Annotated in this window: 21 protein-coding genes; 16 read left to right on the top strand and 5 right to left on the bottom strand. The window is 61.5% G+C overall.

Translation table 11 applies throughout. From position 1 onward, the window contains the following. Window positions 1-195 precede the first annotated feature (195 nt). A complete protein-coding gene (locus tag K7431_RS05615) occupies window positions 196-435 on the top strand; it encodes a DUF6124 family protein (RefSeq protein WP_043206036.1) in 240 nt (79 codons plus the stop codon). 200 nt (window positions 436-635) lie between these two features. Here the strand turns inward: K7431_RS05615 and K7431_RS05610 are convergent, their stop codons facing one another. Beyond that, a complete protein-coding gene (locus K7431_RS05610) occupies window positions 636-4,133 on the bottom strand; it encodes a dermonecrotic toxin domain-containing protein (RefSeq protein ID WP_043206035.1) in 3,498 nt (1,165 codons plus the stop codon). Between the two features lie 210 nt (window positions 4,134-4,343). Between K7431_RS05610 and mdcA the strand changes: the two genes are divergently transcribed. From mdcA to madM, 9 genes are all read left to right on the top strand, one after another. Beyond that, the gene (gene mdcA, locus K7431_RS05605; RefSeq protein WP_015886330.1) at window positions 4,344-6,014 is read left to right on the top strand and encodes a malonate decarboxylase subunit alpha; all 1,671 of its coding nucleotides are present in this window, start codon (window positions 4,344-4,346) and stop codon (window positions 6,012-6,014) included. After that, entirely contained in the window at window positions 6,015-6,848 is an 834-nt protein-coding gene (locus K7431_RS05600; protein ID WP_015886329.1) for a triphosphoribosyl-dephospho-CoA synthase, read from the top strand. Next, a complete protein-coding gene (locus K7431_RS05595; protein WP_015886328.1) occupies window positions 6,848-7,147 on the top strand; it encodes a malonate decarboxylase subunit delta in 300 nt (99 codons plus the stop codon). Before K7431_RS05600 ends, K7431_RS05595 begins: the two co-directional genes overlap by 1 nt. After that, window positions 7,140-7,982, top strand: coding sequence for a biotin-independent malonate decarboxylase subunit beta (locus K7431_RS05590; RefSeq protein WP_015886327.1), 843 nt, complete (start codon window positions 7,140-7,142; stop codon window positions 7,980-7,982). Before K7431_RS05595 ends, K7431_RS05590 begins: the two co-directional genes overlap by 8 nt. Continuing rightward, window positions 7,979-8,749 carry a biotin-independent malonate decarboxylase subunit gamma gene (gene mdcE, locus K7431_RS05585; RefSeq protein ID WP_015886326.1) on the top strand — a complete coding sequence of 257 codons (771 nt, stop codon included), beginning with the start codon at window positions 7,979-7,981 and terminating at the stop codon, window positions 8,747-8,749. The genes K7431_RS05590 and mdcE overlap by 4 nt, the downstream gene beginning before the upstream one ends. Beyond that, on the top strand, window positions 8,743-9,339 hold the full coding sequence (locus tag K7431_RS05580; RefSeq protein ID WP_043206034.1) for a malonate decarboxylase holo-ACP synthase: 597 nt from the start codon (window positions 8,743-8,745) through the stop codon (window positions 9,337-9,339). Before mdcE ends, K7431_RS05580 begins: the two co-directional genes overlap by 7 nt. Continuing rightward, on the top strand, window positions 9,336-10,235 hold the full coding sequence (gene mdcH / locus K7431_RS05575; protein WP_015886324.1) for a malonate decarboxylase subunit epsilon: 900 nt from the start codon (window positions 9,336-9,338) through the stop codon (window positions 10,233-10,235). Before K7431_RS05580 ends, mdcH begins: the two co-directional genes overlap by 4 nt. A gap of 67 nt (window positions 10,236-10,302) precedes the next feature. Then, entirely contained in the window at window positions 10,303-10,707 is a 405-nt protein-coding gene (gene madL, locus K7431_RS05570) for a malonate transporter subunit MadL (protein ID WP_015886323.1), read from the top strand. 1 nt (window position 10,708) lies between these two features. Next, entirely contained in the window at window positions 10,709-11,473 is a 765-nt protein-coding gene (madM, locus tag K7431_RS05565; protein WP_015886322.1) for a malonate transporter subunit MadM, read from the top strand. Window positions 11,474-11,595: 122 nt separating this feature from the next. On the opposite strand, the gene K7431_RS05560 is transcribed toward madM, so the two are convergent. Beyond that, on the bottom strand, window positions 11,596-12,516 hold the full coding sequence (locus K7431_RS05560) for a LysR family transcriptional regulator (RefSeq protein WP_015886321.1): 921 nt from the start codon (window positions 12,514-12,516) through the stop codon (window positions 11,596-11,598). Between the two features lie 144 nt (window positions 12,517-12,660). On the opposite strand from K7431_RS05560, the gene trhA reads away from it, so the two are divergent. Beyond that, a complete protein-coding gene (gene trhA / locus K7431_RS05555) occupies window positions 12,661-13,278 on the top strand; it encodes a PAQR family membrane homeostasis protein TrhA (RefSeq protein ID WP_015886320.1) in 618 nt (205 codons plus the stop codon). Window positions 13,279-13,317: 39 nt separating this feature from the next. On the opposite strand, the gene K7431_RS05550 is transcribed toward trhA, so the two are convergent. Continuing rightward, entirely contained in the window at window positions 13,318-14,220 is a 903-nt protein-coding gene (locus K7431_RS05550) for a LysR family transcriptional regulator (protein ID WP_015886319.1), read from the bottom strand. A 108-nt stretch (window positions 14,221-14,328) separates the two neighbouring features. On the opposite strand from K7431_RS05550, the gene K7431_RS05545 reads away from it, so the two are divergent. The 3 genes from K7431_RS05545 to K7431_RS05535 are packed head-to-tail and all read left to right on the top strand — an operon-like array spanning window position 14,329 to window position 16,840. Beyond that, window positions 14,329-15,552, top strand: coding sequence for a D-amino acid dehydrogenase (locus K7431_RS05545; protein WP_015886318.1), 1,224 nt, complete (start codon window positions 14,329-14,331; stop codon window positions 15,550-15,552). A gap of 10 nt (window positions 15,553-15,562) precedes the next feature. After that, a complete protein-coding gene (locus tag K7431_RS05540) occupies window positions 15,563-15,913 on the top strand; it encodes a RidA family protein (protein ID WP_015886317.1) in 351 nt (116 codons plus the stop codon). A 24-nt stretch (window positions 15,914-15,937) separates the two neighbouring features. Next, entirely contained in the window at window positions 15,938-16,840 is a 903-nt protein-coding gene (locus K7431_RS05535; RefSeq protein ID WP_015886316.1) for a transporter substrate-binding domain-containing protein, read from the top strand. A gap of 30 nt (window positions 16,841-16,870) precedes the next feature. Here K7431_RS05535 and K7431_RS05530 read toward each other — a convergent pair whose 3' ends face one another. Beyond that, window positions 16,871-17,590, bottom strand: coding sequence for a 16S rRNA (uracil(1498)-N(3))-methyltransferase (locus K7431_RS05530; protein WP_015886315.1), 720 nt, complete (start codon window positions 17,588-17,590; stop codon window positions 16,871-16,873). Window positions 17,591-17,641: 51 nt separating this feature from the next. Next, window positions 17,642-19,048: an adenosylmethionine--8-amino-7-oxononanoate transaminase gene (locus K7431_RS05525; protein ID WP_015886314.1), complete on the bottom strand. Its 1,407-nt coding sequence runs from the start codon at window positions 19,046-19,048 to the stop codon at window positions 17,642-17,644. 273 nt (window positions 19,049-19,321) lie between these two features. Between K7431_RS05525 and K7431_RS05520 the strand changes: the two genes are divergently transcribed. Further along, on the top strand, window positions 19,322-19,873 hold the full coding sequence (locus K7431_RS05520; protein ID WP_015886313.1) for a cytochrome b: 552 nt from the start codon (window positions 19,322-19,324) through the stop codon (window positions 19,871-19,873). A gap of 32 nt (window positions 19,874-19,905) precedes the next feature. Continuing rightward, the gene (locus tag K7431_RS05515; protein WP_015886312.1) at window positions 19,906-20,484 is read left to right on the top strand and encodes a YceI family protein; all 579 of its coding nucleotides are present in this window, start codon (window positions 19,906-19,908) and stop codon (window positions 20,482-20,484) included. The last annotated feature ends 46 nt before the right edge of the window (window positions 20,485-20,530 follow it).

The raw sequence follows: 20,530 nt of genomic DNA, 5'->3' as shown, positions 1-20,530 counted from the left end.
GCGCACCGGCGCCCATAGCCATTCAACGGGCGTTTTTATGCCTGCTGTATTTGTTATGGCGGCTGTGCGTGGGAGATCCCTCGGGGTCTGCCGGGGTCCGATATGCCCGGTCTTGCACACCTGCGCACAGCTGCCACCTTAGTTCGCGTGCAAGCGGCAGATGGCAGTCTCCATCCCATATCGGAGCTGTAAATCATGATCAAACCTACCCCCAATCCGCCCCTCTTCACCGTAAACCCTCACCAAGACACCGAAACCTTGCTGGTCAACGCCAGCGAAACCCTGTCCTCCCTCAACGCACTCACCTGCAATCTAGCCTTCGACCTGGACACTACCCAGCGCGCCATCATGCTTGGGATTCAGCAAATGGCAGCGTTGGGGCAACTGTTGGTGGATCAAGCACTGGAACAAATTTCCCCGTCCATGGCGGCATAAAACTTTATCGTTCCAAAAAAAGGGACCTATCGATTAATGCCAGTCAGTTAAGGGCAAACACTGTACCTGTGGCGAGGGAGCAAGCTCCCTCGCCACAGGTTATTTTTTACCCTTTCTACGTCTTAACTGACTGGCATTAACCTATCGTTCCCTTTTTGGGACTCATTGGCCGCCGCCATGCGTCTGCCTGCAAAGCGGGGTCAGGTTGTCAAAGGTGTTCTCCCATGCGAAATAATGCGCTGGGTCAAATCAGCGTTCGGTCCGCTTCGATAGGTCGTTGGTATGGAAAACGGTGTTTCCAGGTAAAAGATATGAGGGTTGTCAGGGCTTTGGATGAGGTTCAGTCCCGATGTATTCACTTCGTAGTGATACGTCATTTTATCCTGCCAATTGCCGAATTTACGCCGCCCGAAGATGGTCTCGGACAGCTGTTTGCTGGGCATATCGCCTGGCGCCAGGTCCGTAAAGTAGTGCCGGCCTTTTCCTCGGGGAAGGGGGTCACCCTTCAAATTGGTATCTGAAGGGCTGAAAGCGCGGTCGGCGTTGAACGTGGCATGGCGATCTTTCGCTACATATTTGTAGAAAACGGTTTTGCCTTTGACAGGCGGTTCCAGCTGCGCTTTTTCACCGGGGAAGGCCTCTGGCACTCGGGGGCGTTTAGTGAGTGGTTGACCGTTTGGCGTGTGTCCTGAAGTCGAAACAGCGGGCTCCAGCGGGCGTTTTATTGGGGTGCCTGCTGGCAATCTGCTCGCTCGCCATTCACCGTTGGTGGCACGCACCAGGTTCTCCCTTCGTCGAAAGAACGTTGATCTCGTCGCAGGCTCATTGGGGTCCAGGATGGAAACCCTTCCGGACCGTGCATGAAAGCTTGAATCGATCAGGTACACCTTGCTGACCTCAGTCGCGTCGGTATAACGCACGTAGCAATTTTCGCCAACCTGATAGGTGCCATTCGCCTTCATCGGGACGCCTTTGATGACGTCGTCCGGAACGCTGAAAGCGCTCAGGTCCCGCTTTGGGGCTGGCGTGTCAATCACGGAAGGGCGTAGCGGTCTGGGTGGCGGCGTGTGGCTGGATGCTGGGCGTAAAGGCGCTGTGCGAACACTCGAGAGACGTGTCGGCGCCCCGGTACCATCGGCATACACCGCAGGCCCCAGGCCGGGACCCTTGATCAGCCGCGGCAGCGTTTTTCCGTTGGCACGCAGGGCCCTCAGGCCAGTCTTTGCCAATCGGGCTCCCGCCGAAAGGCCTTTGCCAACCACGGGCAACAGATCAAGCAGTGCAAAGCCCACTTCAACGCCGAACAGGACTTTGTTGATTGTCGATTGAGCCGCGACTTCCGCGCTGCTCACAGATTGGTGGTCCGCTTTGTCGATGAGCAACTGCGCGTGCTGTTTGTACAGCTCATCCTGAACGTTACCTTCTATGGGCTGGAGTGTCGTGCCGGCGCCCGTCAGCTTGAGCACCTTGACGAGCAAATCAATGGCCTTGAAGGGGTTCGTCAGCTGGCCGGTTGCTTGCTGCTTGAGCGCATCATAGGCTTTGGCCACGTCATCTTTATTGACGGGTGATTTCCTGCTTGCGGTGTAGACCCGCCATTCGTTTTTCTCCAGCAAGGTATTCAGCGAATCCTGGTCTGCTACTTCACGAAACGACATGCCGTCGGGCGCACCCGGTGTGTACAGGACCAGCGCGTCATCCGTCTGATTGCCAATCACCATCACCCCCTGTACCGGTATCCCGCGCTGGATAAGGGCATTGGCGGTGATGGTTTTTCCATCGACCTGAGGCCGGTCGGCCGGGTCGGGATTGCCCAGCACGGCGGCAACCCATTGCGCGCCTCGCTGGGTGGTGGTGTCGAGCGTTGCTTTTGCCTTGTAAACATCCGGGTTGAGTTCTGCCAGAAGCGCATCCTTTTCCAGGCTATCGCTCAGGTTGGCTTTCCATGCTTTGCGAATCTCGCTCGCGGGCCCTGACTCGGTATCCGTGGCCAGCGTTTCCTGGAGCAGCTTGGTGTATTCGCCACCGACATCTGCGGTATTGACCAGCGTCTTAAGCTGCTCGGTGGTCCAGATGACCTGCTTGCCGCTAACGTCCAGGATAGGTTTGCCTTGGGAATCGGTGAGCGGCAACGTAAAGGTAGTTTCGGTGAAGTGACTGCTTTCAGCGGTTGGGAACTCGGTGGGGTTTTTCAGCGCCAGATCTGTCAGCGACACGTTGTGGGTTTTGATAAACGGCGTTTCATTGCTGCTGGGTCGACTGAGATGAATCCGGGTCTTCGTTGTAACCGTTACCTTTAACTGGTCTGCATCCAACCGCCCAGGCGGAGATAGCCTTTGGATGGCCGCCGTGATCCTGTCCCGGGCGAAGGATGCCAGGTCAGGGATCTTTTCCAGCAGGGATGCCAGCGTGCGCGTGCTTTGTTTTTCGGCATGCTCCAGGTGGTCGAACAGTGCTATTTGTTTCGGGCTCAGTTTTTTCAGCCACTGGGGTTGCAGCTTATCGGCCAGCTTGGCGTCGCGTGCTGACAGCGCATTGCTACCGTCGAGCAAGTACGACCAGTCGGCGGATTCCTCGAGAGCCTCCAACGCAGTCGGCTCTGTCAGCGGGTTGCCACCGGATTGCGTGAATGCCTGGGCAGCTTTTGCCTGGATTTCCTCTTGCTGACGCTTGAGCATCCAGGGTATCCCTTCGGCCAGGACATCCCCGGTCAGCGGTTCAGCGCTGAGCATCAGGTCATCCCCGGTGGGGGGAGCGTCACGGTTTTGCATGGCCAGTGGCATCTGTTGCAACAGCCGGTCGGCAGTGGCACCCCCTTGTTCAAGGTGATCGGCCAATGCCTGGCGTGCCTGGGCGGGAGTGGTGAACTCCTCGAAACCTTCACCGGGTGTATACAACACCACGGGGCCATTGGCATCGTTGAGCGGGAGCGCGCGGCCGTTCGGCCATGTGGGTTCTGTGGCCCAGGAATTATCGGTCTTGGTGATGAGAAAAGCGCCGGCCAGCAGCGCACCCCGTTCGGTGCCGTCATCGACGGTGATCGGGTAAACCCCAGGTCGGGCACCGTTGGCGAAGGCGCGCTCGCGTTCGGCCAGCGTGGGGTGTTGCAGCGCGGCATCAATCAGCTGTTTGCTGGCCGGGGTCAATGTGCCGTCGCTCACGCGCAGCGCCGCCAGGACCGACAGTTGTTGCTTGTGCAGGGTCAGTAGCTGGTTTTGCGGCGCCTCCAGAGTGCGCGGTTCTCTCTCCTTCGGACGGGGCGTGGTCCAGAACGCCTGCAGGCTCTTGGGGTATTGGGTGGCGATGTCCTTGGTGATGGCGTGCTGCGTCGTTTCGGCATTGAGCGGCCTGACGTCTGGAAAGGCTTGCTCAAGTTGCGTCTGCACAAAGGCTTTGAGGCTGGGTTGCTGGCTGTGTAGGCGTTGAATCTGGGCACTCAGACTTTCATGTTGACGGATGAGAAGTTCCTCGTCGCTGATATTGTGGCGTATTGCTAGATTGGGACGATCCACCGTGACCGGCGTTATGCCCGGTGATGTGGGCAAGTGATAGCCGTTGGGTAAATAGGTTGACGTGGGTGAAGCGAGGGCAGGCTGCTGTTGGGTAATAGTCTGTGCCGCAGAAGGGGTAACGGGCTGTGAGGGAGGCGGAGGCGATTCGGGGGGGCGGGTTTCCATCAATCGAGCAGTTTGGGTCATAAAGACATCTCGCAAGGTGATTGTGCAGTAATAACTACTTTCTTCGCATGTCGTTAGATGGGTGAATATTTGAGGCTGCCGGGTTCCCGTTGAAGTTTAAGAAAGTAAGCATCGTTACTCTCACCGTAACTGTTGCTCAACCAGCGTGATTGATCGCCCGGTTGGTCATCCCTAAGGTAGTCCCACGACAGCAAACCTCGTGGAGCGACCATGACAACAACAATTACCCCCGACTCGCGCTGGACGCGGCGGCGCGACGAGAAGCAGCGGCGGCTCGGGCTGGTCAAGAAATACGCAGACGGGGCGGTGTTGCCCAGTGACAGGATTGTCGAGGCGCTCGAAGCCCTGATCCTCCCCGGCGACCGCGTCGTGCTGGAAGGCAACAACCAGAAGCAAGCCGACTTCCTCTCGCGCTCCTTGGCCAAAGCCGACCCGGCCAAGCTCCACGATTTGCACATGATCATGCCCAGTGTTGGCCGTTCCGAGCACCTGGACCTGTTTGAAAAAGGCATCGCGCGCAAGCTGGACTTCTCCTTCGCCGGCACCCAATCCCTGCGCATCAGCCAGTTGCTCGAAGACGGCCTGCTGGAAATCGGCGCGATCCACACCTACATCGAACTCTATGCGCGGCTGGTGGTGGACCTGATCCCCAACGTGGTGCTCTCCGCCGGTTTCATGGCCGACCGCGCCGGCAATATCTACACCGGCGCCAGCACCGAAGACACGCCGGCGCTGATCGAGCCTGCCGCTTTCAGCGATGGCATCGTGATCGTGCAGGTCAACCAGTTGGTGGACGACGTCACCGATTTGCCCCGTGTCGACATCCCCGCCAGTTGGGTGGATTTCGTGGTGGTGGCTGACAAGCCTTTCTACATTGAGCCGTTGTTCACCCGCGACCCACGCCACATCAAGCCGGTGCATGTGTTGATGGCGATGATGGCGATCCGTGGCATCTACGAAAAACACAATGTGCAGTCGCTCAACCACGGCATCGGCTTCAACACCGCCGCCATCGAGCTGATCCTGCCCACCTACGGCGAATCCCTCGGTCTCAAGGGCAAAATTTGCCGCAATTGGACCCTCAACCCGCACCCCACGTTGATCCCCGCGATTGAAAGCGGCTGGGTGCAAAGCGTGCACTGCTTCGGCACCGAACTGGGCATGGAGAACTACATCGCCGCGAGGCCGGATGTGTTCTTCACCGGTCGCGACGGCTCGATGCGCTCCAACCGGATGTTCTGCCAGCTCGCCGGTCAATACGCGGTGGACCTGTTTATCGGTGCCACCCTGCAGGTCGACGGCGACGGCCATTCCTCCACCGTGACCCGTGGCCGACTCGCCGGTTTTGGCGGCGCACCGAACATGGGGCATGACCCACGCGGTCGTCGTCACGGCACGCCGGCCTGGCTGGATATGCGCCACGACGATGCGCCTGAAGCCTTGTTGGAACGCGGTAAAAAGCTCGTGGTGCAAATGGTCGAGACCTTCCAGGAAGGCGGCAAGCCCACCTTTGTCGACACCCTCGACGCCGTCGAAGTCGCGCGCAAAAGCGGCATGCCGCTGGCACCGATCATGATCTACGGCGATGACGTCACCCACTTGCTCACCGAAGAGGGCATCGCCTACCTGTACAAGGCACGCTCCCTCGAAGAGCGCCAGGCGATGATCGCCGCTGTCGCAGGCGTCACGGCGATCGGCATGCGCCACAACCCTAAAGACACCGCGCGCATGCGCCGCGAAGGCCTGATCGCCTTGCCCGAAGACTTGGGCATCCGCCGCACCGACGCCACCCGCGAGCTGTTGGCCGCCAAGAGCGTGGCCGACCTGGTGGAATGGTCCGGTGGCCTGTACAACCCGCCCGCCAAATTCAGGAGCTGGTAAATGCGCGCCCTCAAACTGCATGAACTCAGCCTCGCGGATCGCCTGGCGGATAGGGCCGTCGATGCGCTGATCGATGAAGCGGACCTGTCGCCCAAACCCGCCCTAGTGGACCGGCGTGGCAACGGCGCCCACAGCGATTTGCACCTGGGCCTGATGCACGCCTCGGCGTTGTCGCTGTGGCCGATGTTCAAGGAAATGGCCGAGGCCGCGATTGAACACGGTGAAGTCGGCTTGCCCCTGCGTGAAGCGCTCGGGCGTATTGGCCGAGAAGGTGAGCAAGCGATGCTCATCACCACCCACGGCGTGAACACCCATCGCGGCGCGATCTGGGCCCTTGGCTTGTTGACGGCGGCTGCCGCGTTGGAACCACGCGCCGTCACGCTGACGGCAGCCAAACTGGCCTTGCTCAACGACCGCTACGCCCCGCAGCCCATGAGCCACGGTGCCCAGGTCGCCCAACGTTATGGCGCACGCGGCGCCCGTGAAGAAGCGCAACTGGGCTTCCCGTCGGTGGTGCAACGCGGCTTGCCGCAACTGCACAGAAGCCGCCAGCAAAACGCTGGCGAACAGAACGCCCGCCTGGACGCCTTGCTCGCGATCATGACGGACCTGGCAGACACCTGCGTGCTCTACCGCGCCGGCACCGAAGGCCTTCAAGCCATGCAACACGGCGCCCAGGCCGTGCTGGATGCCGGCGGCAGCGCAACCCTGGCCGGTCGCCGCCAGTTGCACGCGCTGGACCTCCAACTGCTGGCCCTGAATGCCTCCCCGGGCGGCGCCGCCGACCTGTTGGCCGCCTGCCTGTTTATCGACCGCCTCGACGGAGCGTTGTGATGGAAACCTTATCCTTTGAATTCCCCGCCGGGCAGCCGCCAAAAGGCCGTGCGTTGGTGGGTTGCGTCGGCTCGGGCGACCTGGAAGTGCTGCTGGAACCGGGCACGCCTGGCACCCTGACCATTCAGGTACAGACTTCGGTGAATGGCGCCGAACAGCGCTGGCAGCACCTGTTCGAACGCATCTTCCAAGAGCAAACCCCACCGGCCTTGAACATTGATATCCACGACTTCGGCGCCACCCCCGGCGTGGTGCGCTTGCGCCTGGAGCAGGGTTTCGAGGAGATCGGCCATGACTGACTTACTCGCCAAACACAGCTTCGTTGAACTGGGCGCTCGGCAGCGCGCCAAGGCCTTGCTGGACGCGGGCTCTTACCGCGAATTGATCGACCCGTTCCAGCGCGTCATGTCACCGTGGCTCAGCCGCCAAGGCGTGGTGCCGCAGGCCGATGACGGCGTGGTGATTGCCAAGGGCAGCATCGACGGAAAACCTGTGGTCATTGCCGCCATCGAAGGCAACTTCCAGGGCGGCAGCCTTGGCGAAGTGGGCGGCGCGAAAATCGCCGGCGCCTTGGAACTGGCAGCCGACGATAACCGCAAAGGCATCCCGACTCGCGCGGTGTTGCTGCTGGAAACCGGTGGCGTGCGCCTGCAGGAAGCCAACCTCGGCCTGGCCGCCATCGCGGATATCCACGCGGCGATTGTCGACCTGCGCCAGTACCAGCCGGTGATCGGCGTGGTGGCCGGCAGCGTCGGTTGTTTTGGCGGCATGTCCATCGCCGCCGGGTTGTGCAGTTACCTGGTGGTCACGCGCGAAGCCCGCCTGGGCCTGAATGGCCCGCAAGTCATCGAACAGGAGGCCGGCCTGGAGGAGTACGACTCCCGCGACCGGCCTTTCATCTGGAGCCTTACGGGCGGTGAGCAACGTTTCAACAGTGGCCTGGCCGACCGTTATGTGGCGGACGATGTGGCCGAAATTCAACAGACCGTCAGCGCATTGCTGCAACAAGGCCTGCCCACCCAACAACGCAGCCGCCAGCCCGCGTACTACCTGGCGCGCCTGGCCGAACTGGATGCCACGGCGCAGATCGACCCGGCGACGGTGCGCGAGCTGTATCAAGGAGAACGCTCATGAGAGGTTTGCAGTGGTTCGACGCGCTGAGCGCGGGTGTGACGTCTGTCGAGGGGTTGCCGAACTCCCTGAAAGTGGCCGACGGCCTGTTGGGCGAGCACGCCGTGCGCTTTATTGCCGTGGTCACTGACGTGCAAAACCGCTTCCCGCGTGCGCGTAATGGCGAAGTCGGCTTGCTCGAAGGCTGGGGCTTGGCCAAAGCGGTGGATGAAGCCATCGCCCGAGGCGACAAACGCCCGATCATCGCCATCGTCGACGTGCCCAGCCAAGCCTATGGCCGTCGCGAAGAAGCCCTCGGCATCCACCAGGCCCTGGCCGCCGCCGCCGACAGCTACGCCCGCGCTCGACTCGCCGGGCACCCGGTGATTGCGCTGTTGGTGGGCAAGGCCATGTCCGGCGCCTTCCTCGCCCACGGCTACCAGGCCAACCGCCTGATCGCCCTGCGCGACCCCGGCGTGATGGTGCACGCCATGGGCAAGGCTTCGGCCGCGCGTGTAACGTTGCGCAGTGTTGAAGAACTGGAAGCCCTGGCCGCCAGCGTGCCGCCCATGGCCTATGACATCGACAGTTATGCCAGCCTCGGTTTGCTCTGGGAGACCTTGTCGGTCAGCCAGATCGAACAGCCCACGGCGGACGACGTGGCGCGGGTCAGCGATTGCCTGGTGCATGCAATCAAGGATATCGGCAGCACCGACTTGAGCGGGCGCCTCGGTGCAACCCATCGCGCAGCCTCCAGCCACGTACGCCAGTTGCTGCGGGAGCAATGGTGAACGCCCACGATTTGCTCTGGGGCATGACCCCGGCGCATCTGCCTGCCGAGGCTCCGGCCTGGGCGGTGGAAGCGATCAGCGCCGGACACCCGGTGGTGGTGCGTCGCGCCATCGCCGCACCGGGCTACGTGGCGGTCGGCGTGCGCGGGCGCCTGCGGGAGCAGCGTTTCGCCGCCGAGATGCCCATGGCAGCGGTGCAGCGGCGCGTGATACCCGAAGCGTTGCGCGGTGTGATCTCGCCACGGGATTTGCCGGCGTTGCGAGCGCTCGCAGCCCTGCGGCGGGTGCTGACGCAGGAGACCTGGGGCGTCACGGGCAGCGCGGGTTTCGAATTGGCCAGCGGGATCGAAGCGCTGCATGCTCAGAGCGACCTGGATTTGATTCTGCGCACACCCGAGCCTTTGGCTCGAGGTGATGCACACGACCTGCTGGCGATCCTGGAGACGGCGGCATGCGCCGTGGACCTGCAACTGCAGACTCCATTTGGCGCCGTTGCCTTGCGCGAATGGGCGAGTGGATCACGCCGCGTGCTGCTTAAAACCGCCAGCGGCGCGCACTTGGTGCTTGATCCTTGGCAGGCCGTGGCATGAGCAGCCTTCTGGTGTTCCCGGGGCAGGGGGCCCAACGGCCGGGCATGCTCCAGGCGCTGCCGGCCGAGGTGTTGGAGCAGGCCAGCGATGCTTTGGGTGAAGATGTTCGTGCATTGGATTCGGCTGAGGCTCTGGCGAATACCCGCGCGGTACAACTCTGCCTGTTGATCGTCGGCGTGGCCCACGCCCGCCTGCTGCAACACGCCCCGGATTACGTCGCGGGCCTGTCCATCGGTGCCTACCCGGCGGCGGTGGTCGCCGGCGCTTTGGACTTCAACGATGCCATCAAACTCGTCAGCCTGCGCGGTGAGCTGATGCAAAACGCTTATCCACAGGGCTACGGCATGACCGCTCTGATTGGCCCTGAGTTATCCACCGTCGAAAGCGTGCTGGCCGACATACACAGTGCTGAAACCCCGGTGTACCTGGCCAATATCAATGCCGACAACCAGACCGTCATCGCCGGCACCAACGCGGCCATGCAGCGTGTCGCCGACCGCATCAAAGGCAACGGCATCGCCAAGCGCCTGGCCGTCAGCGTGCCGTCGCATTGCGCGTTGCTGGAAGCGCCTGCCCAGGCCCTGGCGCGCGCCTTCGTGCCGCTCAAGGCGCCGCGCATCACCTACCTGAGCAGCACCCGCGCGCGGCCGATCCATCACCCCGAGCAATTGCGCGACGACCTGGCCTTCAACATGTGCCGCGTCGTCGACTGGCGCGGCACCGTGCAAAGCGCCTATGAGCGCGGTGTACGCCTGCAAATCGAACTGCCTCCGGGCGCGGTGCTCACTGGCCTGTCACGCCGGGTGTTTGAACAGGGCACGGTGATCGCCTGCGAAGGCGCACGCCTGGATACCTTGCAGGCCCTGCTGCAAGAGGAGGAACGCCGCCACCGATAAAGCACCACCCAAGGCTTTCGAAGCACAAAAACAACAATTTCGATCGAGCACTTTGAGGACAACAACAATGATTATTTACGGTGTGGCACTGCTGGCGATCTGCACGCTTGCGGGTGTGATCATGGGCGACATGCTCGGTGTGTTGCTGGGCGTCAAATCCAACGTGGGCGGGGTGGGGATCGCGATGATCCTGCTGATCTGCGCCCGCTTGTGGATGCAAAAACGCGGCGGCATGACCAAGGATTGCGAAATGGGCGTTGGCTTCTGGGGCGCCATGTACATCCCCGTGGTCGTGGCAATGGCCGCGCAACAAAACGTCGTGACGGCCCTGCACGGCGGCCCGGTGGCGGTGCTCGCCGCGATTGGTTCGGTGGTGGTCTGTGGTTGCACCATCGCCCTGATCAGCCGCACTCACAAGGGTGAGCCGTTACCCGATGAAGAGCCGCTGATCGCGCCAGTGGGAGGTCGCTGATATGTGGGATCTCATTGAAAAAGGCTTGGAACATAACGGTCTGATCACCGCGTTTGCCTTCGTTGGCGTGGTCATGTGGATTTCCGTGGTGCTGTCCAAGCGCCTGACGTTTGGGCGCATTCATGGCTCGGCGATTGCCATCGTCATCGGTCTGGTCCTGGCCTGGGTCGGCGGCACCGTTACGGGCGGCCAGAAAGGCCTGGCTGACCTGGCGCTGTTCTCCGGCATCGGCCTGATGGGCGGCGCGATGCTGCGCGACTTTGCCATCGTCGCCACGGCGTTTGAAGTGCAAGCCACCGAAGCCCGCAAGGCCGGAATGATTGGCGTGATCGCGCTGCTGTTGGGCACGATCTTGCCGTTTATCGTCGGCGCGAGCATGGCCTGGGTGTTCGGTTATCGCGATGCCGTCAGCATGACCACCATCGGCGCGGGTGCCGTGACTTACATCGTCGGCCCGGTGACCGGTGCGGCCATTGGCGCGACCTCGGATGTGATGGCGCTGTCGATTGCCACCGGGTTGATCAAGGCGATTCTGGTGATGGTCGGCACGCCGGTCGCGGCGCGTTGGATGGGGTTGGATAACCCGCGTTCGGCGATGGTGTTTGGTGGCTTGGCCGGTACGGTGAGTGGGGTGACGGCGGGGCTGGCGGCGACGGATCGGCGGTTGGTGCCGTATGGTGCGCTGACGGCGACGTTCCACACCGGGCTGGGCTGCCTGCTTGGGCCTTCGCTGCTCTATTTCATTGTGCGTGGTCTGGTCGGTTAGCTTTCGCGGTGCCTCGCGTGGCGCCATCGGGGGCAAGCCCCCTCCCACATTTGATGGCATTTCAAATGTAGGCTTGGAATCGTACCCAGTGTGGGAGGGGGCTTGCCCCCGATAGCGGTGTGTCAGGCCGGCACCTGGCGGTTGGCATACATCCGACACTCTGCCAGCAACGCCAGCAGGTTTGGATCCCTTTCTTTGGCCTTCAAAAACACCACCCCAATATGCTGCTGCAACCGATACCTGGGTTGCAGCGGTATCAACTTCACCCGGTTCTCATACACCGCCGCAATCCTCCCCGGCAACAGCGCATAACCCACCCCCGAGCTGACCATGCTCAGCAGCGTAAAGATGTCATTCACCTGCATCGCCACCTTCGGCTCGAACCCCGCTTGCTTGAACACGCGATTGCCATCCTGGTGCGTGGCGAAGCCTTGGGTGAGGGTGATGAAGGTCGCGTCGCGCACGTCGGCGAGGTCGATTTCGTGTTCGCGGTCGAAGGGCGAGTCGGCCGGAGTGGCGAGAAAGATGTCGTCGGAAAACAGCGCGATCTGCTCGCAATCGGGGTCGTTGGCGTGTTCGTCCAGGGAGATGAGGATCGCGTCCACTTCCATGTTCTTGAGCTTGTAGAGCAGGTCGAAGTTGGAGCCCAAGATCAGGTCGATATTGAGTTCGCTGCGGCGGATCTTAAGGCCCATGATCAGTTGCGGCACGGTCTTCACGGTCAGCGAATACAGTGAGCCCAGTTTGAAGCGCTCGGCGGAGAACCCGGCGGCTTCACGGGTGAGGCGTACGCTGTCGACCACGTCGGCCACCAGTTTCTGCGCGCGCTCTTCCAATACGTAAGCGCTTTCCAGCGGCGTGAGGTTGCGCCCCTCGTGCTTGAACAGCGGGCAGCGCAGGGCGTTTTCCAGGGAGTGGATGGCGCGGTGCACACTGACGTTGCTGGTCTGCAGCTCGGCGGCGGCGCGGGCCAGGTTGCCGGTGCGCATGAACGCCAGGAAGATTTCCAGTTTCTTGAGGGTGAATTCTTCGTCGATCAGCATGGCCTGGGCTCTTGTTCGAATGCGGTCGATTGTGCCCGCAAAACCGTCTGGCGTCCTCGGAACGTCATATCCTGCTTGCACTCTTATGCGCAAGGCTGGACGCTTGCCAGCCAGTGTTTAACGGTTACAGGAGGTCAGTGACAGATGTATCACGGGGAACGGTTCAACGCCTGGAGCCATTTGCTCGGTGCAGTCGCGGCGTGTATTGGCGCCGTGTGGATGTTGGTGGTGGCGAGCCTGGATGGCAGCCCCTGGAAGATCGTCAGCGTGGCGATTTATGGCTTTACGCTGATGGTGCTGTACAGCGCGTCGACGGTTTACCACAGCGTACAGGGGCGGCGAAAAGAGATCATGCAGAAGGTCGATCACTTTTCGATCTACCTGTTGATCGCCGGCAGTTACACGCCGTTTTGCCTGGTGACGTTACGCGGGCCATGGGGCTGGACGTTGTTCGGGATTGTGTGGGGGCTGGCGGTGATCGGCATCCTGCAGGAGATCAAGCCGCGCTCCGAGGCGCGCATCCTGTCGATCGTGATCTACGCGGTGATGGGTTGGATCGTGCTGGTGGCGGTCAAGCCGCTGATCGCCGCACTGGGCATGGCGGGGTTTGTATGGCTCGCATCGGGTGGGGTGTTGTACACCGTCGGCATCATCTTTTTTGCCCTGGAGGACCGCCTGCGGCATTCCCATGGGATCTGGCATTTGTTTGTGATTGGCGGGAGCCTGCTGCACTTTGTGGCGATCATGCATTACGTGCTGTAGCCCTGTGGGAGCGGGCCACATTAGATCATCGGTATTCTGTTAGAGCCGCTCCAATAACGCCCGGGCACGGTGGCCGAAGATCTCCAGCAGATTAGCCAGCATATGCGGCGGCGGTTCATCGGCGCGGGTCAGGGCGTACAGCGTGATCGGCAGCGGCGGGGTGAGCGTGCGGATGCAGGTGGTGGCGGTCGAAGCACCCAGGGCGGTGAAGGGGTCGATCACCGTCAGGCCGGCGCCGGATTCCACCATCGCACGGGCCAGCGAGTAGGTTTGCACCGAGATCGTCACCCTTGGCGGCGGGTCGACGTGTTCCAGGTAACTGTCGAGTTTAGCCGCCAGCGGGTCGGCGCTGGAAAGACCTATCAGCGGCGTACCCGCCAGATCAGCCAGGGGCAGTGGGCTGCTCAGCTCCGCATCAGACCAATAGCCTTTGGACGCCAATGCCACCAACACGCCGTTGGCCAGCACTTGCGTGGTCAGCCCTGGATGACCAGAGAAGTTGAGCGTCAGCGCCAGGTCAATCTCACGCATCAGCAGCTTCTGTACCAGCTCGCGGCTGTGGTCGCTGGACAACTCACAGGCCATATCCGGGTAATCGCGCTTCCACTCAAGAATAGCTGGCGGCAGCAGCGACAGGGCCAGCGCCGGGATCGCGCCGATGCGCACACTGTGGCCCGGTGCACGGCGCAGGCTCTTGGCCAGGCGGCGTACGCCTTGCAGGCTTTCGGTGACTTTCTCCACTTCGCTTTCCAGCGCCAGGGCTTCCGGCGTGGGCTGCAACTTGCCGCGTACGCGCAGAAACAGAGGGAAGCCCAGCTGCAATTCGGCGTGCTGCAACACCTTGGTCACCGCCGGTTGCGACACATGCAGCAGTTGTGCGGCGGCGCTGACGGAGCCGGTCTGGCGAATGGCCTGGAAAATTTCGATATGACGCAAGCGCATGGCAAGTCCATAACCTTTGTTTATAGGTGACCCATCTTTATTCATTGTCGGCGGCCTGTCACCTGCCCCTAGGCTTGAGGCCTCTTGATTCAACGGCGGGCGGCGGGAATGGTGCACATCATTGGGGGTGGGGTGATTGGTCTGGCCAGCGCGTATGCGCTGGTGCGTGCGGGCCACGAGGTGACGGTGATCGATGCGTGCGAGACCCTGGGCAGTGAAACCAGTTTTGCCAATGGCGGGCAATTGTCCTATCGCTATGTGGCGCCGCTGGCCGATGCCGGCGTGCCGCTTCAGGCCATCGGTTGGCTGTTGCGCGGTGACTCGCCGTTGAAGCTGCGCCCCCGCCTCGACCCTCAGCAATGGCGCTGGATGACCGCGTTCCTCGGCGCCTGCCGTAGCTCGGTAAACACACGTAATACCGCCCACCTGCTGCGACTTGCCTCCCTGAGCCAGGACACTTTGCAGCAATGGCGCGAGGATGATCACCTGGACGGCTTCGACTGGCGGCGCAACGGCAAACTGGTCACCTTCCGCAACGCCAGTTCCTTTGCGCATGCCCGCAGCAAGGTCACCGATATTCTTCAGCAGCAGGTGCTGTCGGCCGCCGATTGCGCACGCCTGGAGCCGGCGCTGGCGGGCGGTGGTTTTGTCGGCGGGATCTACACGCCGAATGAGGAGGTGGCGGATTGTCATGCCTTCTGCCAGCGCTTGGCGGCGCGGCTTGAAGCGTCCGGCCGCTGCCGCTTTTTGCTGGGGCGCAAGGTCACCGGCATTCGCCACGCTGACGGTGTGGTGCAGGCTATCGAACTGGGCGCAGAGGTGATGCCGGTCGAGCATCTGGTACTGGCGGCCGGGTATCGCAGCGCGGAGTTGGGTGTGCCGCTGCCGCTGTACCCGCTCAAGGGTTACAGCCTCAGTGTGCCGATTGGCACCCAGCACCAGGCGCCGAACGTGAGCATCACCGACTACGACCGCAAGATCGTCTATGCGCGCATCGGCGAACAACTGCGGGTGGCGGCCATGGTGGATATCGTCGGCTTCGACGCCAGCCTTGAACCCAAGCGCCTGGCGCTGATGAAGCGCCAGGCGCTGGAGACATTTCCTTTGGCGGGCGATTACGCCCATGCGGTGGAGTGGGCGGGTATGCGCCCGGCCACCCCGACGGGCGTGCCGCTGATTGGTGCCAGTGTCTATCGCAACCTATGGCTGAACCTGGGCCACGGTGCACTCGGCTTTACCCTGGCGTGCGGCAGTGGCCAGTTGCTCGCTGAGTTGATCGGGCAACACGCGCCTTCCATTGATATGCAGGGCCTTGCGCCCCGCGCCGCATGAGGATGTATTGATGACCATCACCCGAATCAGCAGCAATGAGCGCCTCTCGGGCGCAGTGACCTTCAAGGACCTGGTGTTCCTCTCGGGCCAGGTGCCCGGTGATGGCCAGGACGTGGCGACACAAACCCGGGAGGTCCTGACCAGGATCGATGCACTGCTGGCCCAGGCGGGCAGCGATAAGGATCATCTGCTCAACGCAACGATCTATTTGAAAGATATCGGCAGCGGTTTTGCACCGATGAACGAGGTGTGGTCCGCCTGGCTGTCACCGGGCATGGCGCCGACGCGCACGGCCCTGCAAGCGGAACTGGCGCGGCCGAGTGTGCTGGTGGAAATCAGCGTGATTGCGGTACGAAAATAACCGAAAGACCCACGGAGAATAACAATGAAAAAAATCCTGTTGGCCGGCTGCACCCTGGGGCTTTTGCTGGGCGCTCAAGCCCATGCGAACCCAGCGCCGTTGGACGGCACGCTGGGCAAGATCGCTAACGCCCAGTCCATCACGTTGGGCTATCGCGATGCGTCGGTGCCGTTTTCCTACGTCGGGGATAACAGCGGCAAACCCATGGGCTATTCGGTGGAGCTGGCCGATAAGATCGTTGAGCGCATTCGGCAGAAAACCGGGGTGGCCACGCTCAATGTGAAGTACACCCTGGTGACGTCCCAAACGCGTATTCCGCTGGTGCAGAACGGCACTGTCGACCTGGAATGCGGTTCTACAGGCGTGACGGCCGAGCGGCAGAAGCAGGTGGCGTTTTCCTACGGGTTTATCTACGTGAAGGGGCAATTGCTGACGGCCAAGGACAGTGGCATCCAAGGCTTTGCCGATCTTGCGGGCAAGAACGTAGTGACCACCGCCGGTACCACCAATGAGCGTTTCCTCAAAAGCTACAACGCCGAGCACAAGGCCAATATGTTCGTGATCAGCGCCAAGGACCATGGCGAAGCATTCAAGATGCTCGAGACCGGCCGCGCGGCGGCATTCTACATGGATGACGCGTTGCTTTACGGCGAGCGCGCCAAGGCCAAGGACCCGCACAATTGGGTGGTGGTGGGGGAGGAGCAGTCGCGGGAAATCTACAGCTGCATGGTGCGCAAGGACGACTCGCAATTTCTCGCAGTGGTCAACGAGACTCTTGGCGACCTTTATCGCAGTGGGGAGATCAACGGGATTTACCAGCGCTGGTTTGAATCACCGATTCCGCCCAAGGGCTTGAACCTGGAATTCCCGATGACCCGTGAGTTGAAGGCGATTATTGCCAAGCCAGTGAGTGATCCGGTGGAGTGATGTAACGGCTTGGTCACCCAATCAAGAGGGTTAGAAGTCGCCCCAGAGTTGTTGGGCCACGGCCAGCGCCACCACCGGCGCCGTCTCGGTACGCAAGACGCGCGGGCCGAGGCGGGCGGCGTGGTAGCCGGCACCTTGGGCCGCTTGGACTTCTGCGTCGGTCAACCCACCCTCAGGCCCGATCAAGAAGGCCAGGCTCGAGGGCTTGGCATGGCTGACCATCGGCTCGGCCACCGGGTGCAGCACCAGCTTCAAATCTGCCTCGGTCTGCTTCAACCAGTCCGCCAGCAACAGCGGTGGGTGAATCAGCGGCACCGTCGAACGCCCGCATTGCTCGCAGGCGCTGATGGCCACCTGGCGCCAGTGCAGCAGGCGTTTGTCGGCGCGTTCATCCTTGAGACGCACTTCGCAGCGGTCGCTGAAAATCGGCGTGATCGCGTTGACGCCCAGTTCGGTGGCTTTCTGAATCGCCCAATCCATGCGCTCGCCACGGGACAGGCCCTGGCCGAGATGGATATGCAGCGGCGATTCGGCCTGGCCCGCAACGCTTTCGGTGAGTTGCACAGTGACGCGCTTTTTACCGACTTCGAGCAAGCTGCCCAGGAACTCCTGGCCGGAGCCGTCAAACAATTGCACGGCATCGCCTTCGCCCATGCGCAGCACGCGGCTGATGTAATGCGCCTGGGCTTCAGGCAGCTCGTGGTCGCCGAGGCTCAGCGGGGTGTCGGTAAAAAAGCGGGACAGTCTCATTTCTGTTCTCTGAAAAGGTTTTTCAAGCGCGAGCTCTTACAGGGGCTGGTATTAGCCCGGATCGCGGAAACCTGGGTGGAAGTCCTTCGGCACCGCCACACTGACCTTGCTGTTGGTGGCGATATCAATGCCCTCGCTGGCGACTTCGGCGAGGAAGTCGATCTGCTCCGGCGTGATCACATACGGCGGCAGGAAATACACCACACTGCCCAGTGGCCGCAACAGCGCACCACGTTCCAGGGCGTGCTCGAATACCTTCAGGCCACGACGTTCCTGCCACGGGTAGGCGGTCTTGGTGGCTTTATCCTGGACCATCTCGATGGCCAGCACCATGCCAGTCTGGCGCACTTCCGACACATGCGGGTGGTCCACCAGGTGCGCAGTGGCCGTGGCCATGCGCTGGGCCAGGGCCTTGTTGTTTTCGATGACGTTGTCTTCTTCGAATATATCCAGGGTCGCCAACGCGGCCGCACACGCCAGCGGGTTGCCGGTGTAGCTGTGGGAGTGCAGGAAGGCGCGCAGGGTCGGGTAGTCGTCGTAGAAGGCGTCGTAGACGTCATCGGTGGTGACCACGGCCGCCAGTGGCAGGTAGCCGCCGGTCAGGGCCTTGGACAGGCACAGGAAGTCCGGGCGGATACCCGCCTGTTCACAGGCGAACATGCTGCCGGTGCGGCCGAAGCCTACGGCGATTTCGTCGTGGATCAGGTGCACGCCGTAGCGGTCGCAGGCCTCGCGCAGCAGCTTGAGGTAAACCGGGTGGTACATGCGCATGCCGCCGGCGCCCTGGATCAGCGGTTCGACGATCACGGCGGCGACGGTGTCGTGGTTCTCGGCCAGGGTCTGTTCCATGGCCAGGAACATCGTGCGCGAGTGGTCTTCCCAGCTCATGCCCTCGGGGCGCAGGTAGCAGTCCGGGCTTGGCACCTTGATGGTGTCCAGCAGCAGCGCCTTGTAGGTCTCGGTAAACAGCGGCACGTCGCCCACCGACATCGCGGCGATGGTTTCGCCGTGGTAGCTGTTGGTCAGGGTGACGAAACGCTTTTTGTTCGGCAGGCCGCGGTTGAGCCAATAGTGGAAGCTCATTTTCAGCGCGACTTCGATGCACGACGAGCCGTTATCGGCGTAGAAGCAGCGGGTCAGGCCTTCGGGCGTCATTTGCACCAGGCGCTCGGACAGTTCGATCACCGGTTGATGGCTGAAACCGGCGAGGATCACATGTTCCAGTTGGTCGACCTGGTCCTTGATGCGCTGGTTGATGCGCGGGTTGGCATGGCCAAACACGTTGACCCACCAGGAACTGACGGCGTCGAGGTAGCGCTTGCCTTCGAAGTCTTCCAGCCACACGCCTTCGCCGCGCTTGATCGGGATCAGCGGCAGTTGCTGGTGGTCTTTCATCTGGGTGCAGGGATGCCACAGCACCGCGAGGTCGCGTTGCATCCACTGGTTGTTCAAGCCCATCGGTTCTCTCCTCGAAGCGGTCCTGCGGCGAGCGCAGGTAAAACAATCGCGCAAGCCTATGCAATGGTGGCGCGTGTCACAACCTATTGTGAGGGAATTCGCGGTAAACACAGGACGGTCTGTCACGTTTCTTAGGAATAGTCCTTAATCCTTGGTTAACTTATTGTGCATAGGCTCTTGATCGTATTTCTCGATATTTCAAAGCGAAATTTTCCGCTTTAATTCGATAGGTAAATCGCTAGTCTTGGGCGCAGCTCTTACGGGATTTGGGACATGCAGCTACGTAATTCTTCGGCCCGCTATGGTTGGGTCAGCATTGTTTTGCATTGGGGCGTGGCCCTGGTGGTGTTCAGCTTGTTCGCCCTGGGCTTGTGGATGGTCGGCCTCGACTACTACAGCGCCTGGCGCAAAGACGCGCCGGACCTGCACAAGAGCATTGGCATCACGCTGTTCGCCATCATGCTGGTGCGTATCGTCTGGCGCCTGGTAAGCCCGCCACCACCACCGCTGGCCAGCTACAGCCGCCTGACCCGTATCGGTGCGGCGTTCGGCCACGCGTTCCTGTATCTCGGGCTGTTCGCCGTGATGATCGCCGGTTACCTGATTTCCACCGCAGACGGTGTCGGTATCCCGGTGTTTGGCCTGTTTGAAATTCCTGCCGTGGTTTCCGGTCTACCGGACCAGGCAGACACTGCGGGCGTGGTGCACTTGTACCTCGCTTGGGTGTTGGTGGTCTTTGCCGGCTTGCACGGCGTGGCTGCGTTGAAACACCACTTTATTGATCGTGATGTGACCCTTACGCGAATGCTGGGGCGCAAAGCCTGATGTTCAACCTCGACTCACAAGGAATAGAAAGCATGTTGAAAAAGACTCTCGCTGCTCTGGCCATCGGTACTGCCCTGCTGTCTGCAGGTCAGGTGATGGCGGCTGACTACAAGATCGACAAAGAAGGCCAGCACGCCTTCATCGACTGGAAAATCAGCCACCTGGGCTACAGCTACATCCACGGTACCTTCAAGGACTGGGATGGTACCTTCAGCTGGGATGCCGCCAAGCCGGAAACCAGCAAAATCGCGGTCGACGTGAAAACCGCCAGCCTGTGGTCCAACCACGCAGAGCGTGACAAGCACATCGCCAGCAAAGACTTCCTGGACGTTGCCAAGTTCGCCGACGCCAAGTTCGTGTCCACCGCCGTTAAATCTACCGGCGAGAAAACCGCTGACGTAACGGGCGACCTGACCTTTCACGGCGTGACCAAGCCTGTGACCTTCAAGGCGACCTTCAATGGTGAAGGCAAGGATCCATGGGGCGGCGAACGTGCTGGCTTCAACGCCAAGACCACCGTCAACCTGAACGACTTCGGCATCAAAGGCCCAGGCCCGTCCTCGCAGACCGTGGACCTGGACATCTCGCTGGAAGGCGTCAAGCAGAAGTAATGTCTGGCTTGGCAATGCGGTCCTTGTGGGAGAGGGCTTGCCCTCG

It is taken from the genome of Pseudomonas fluorescens group sp. (assembly GCF_020093335.1).
Lineage (GTDB): Bacteria > Pseudomonadota > Gammaproteobacteria > Pseudomonadales > Pseudomonadaceae > Aquipseudomonas > Aquipseudomonas petroselini.
This window is presented reverse-complemented; position numbering and strand designations above follow the sequence as displayed.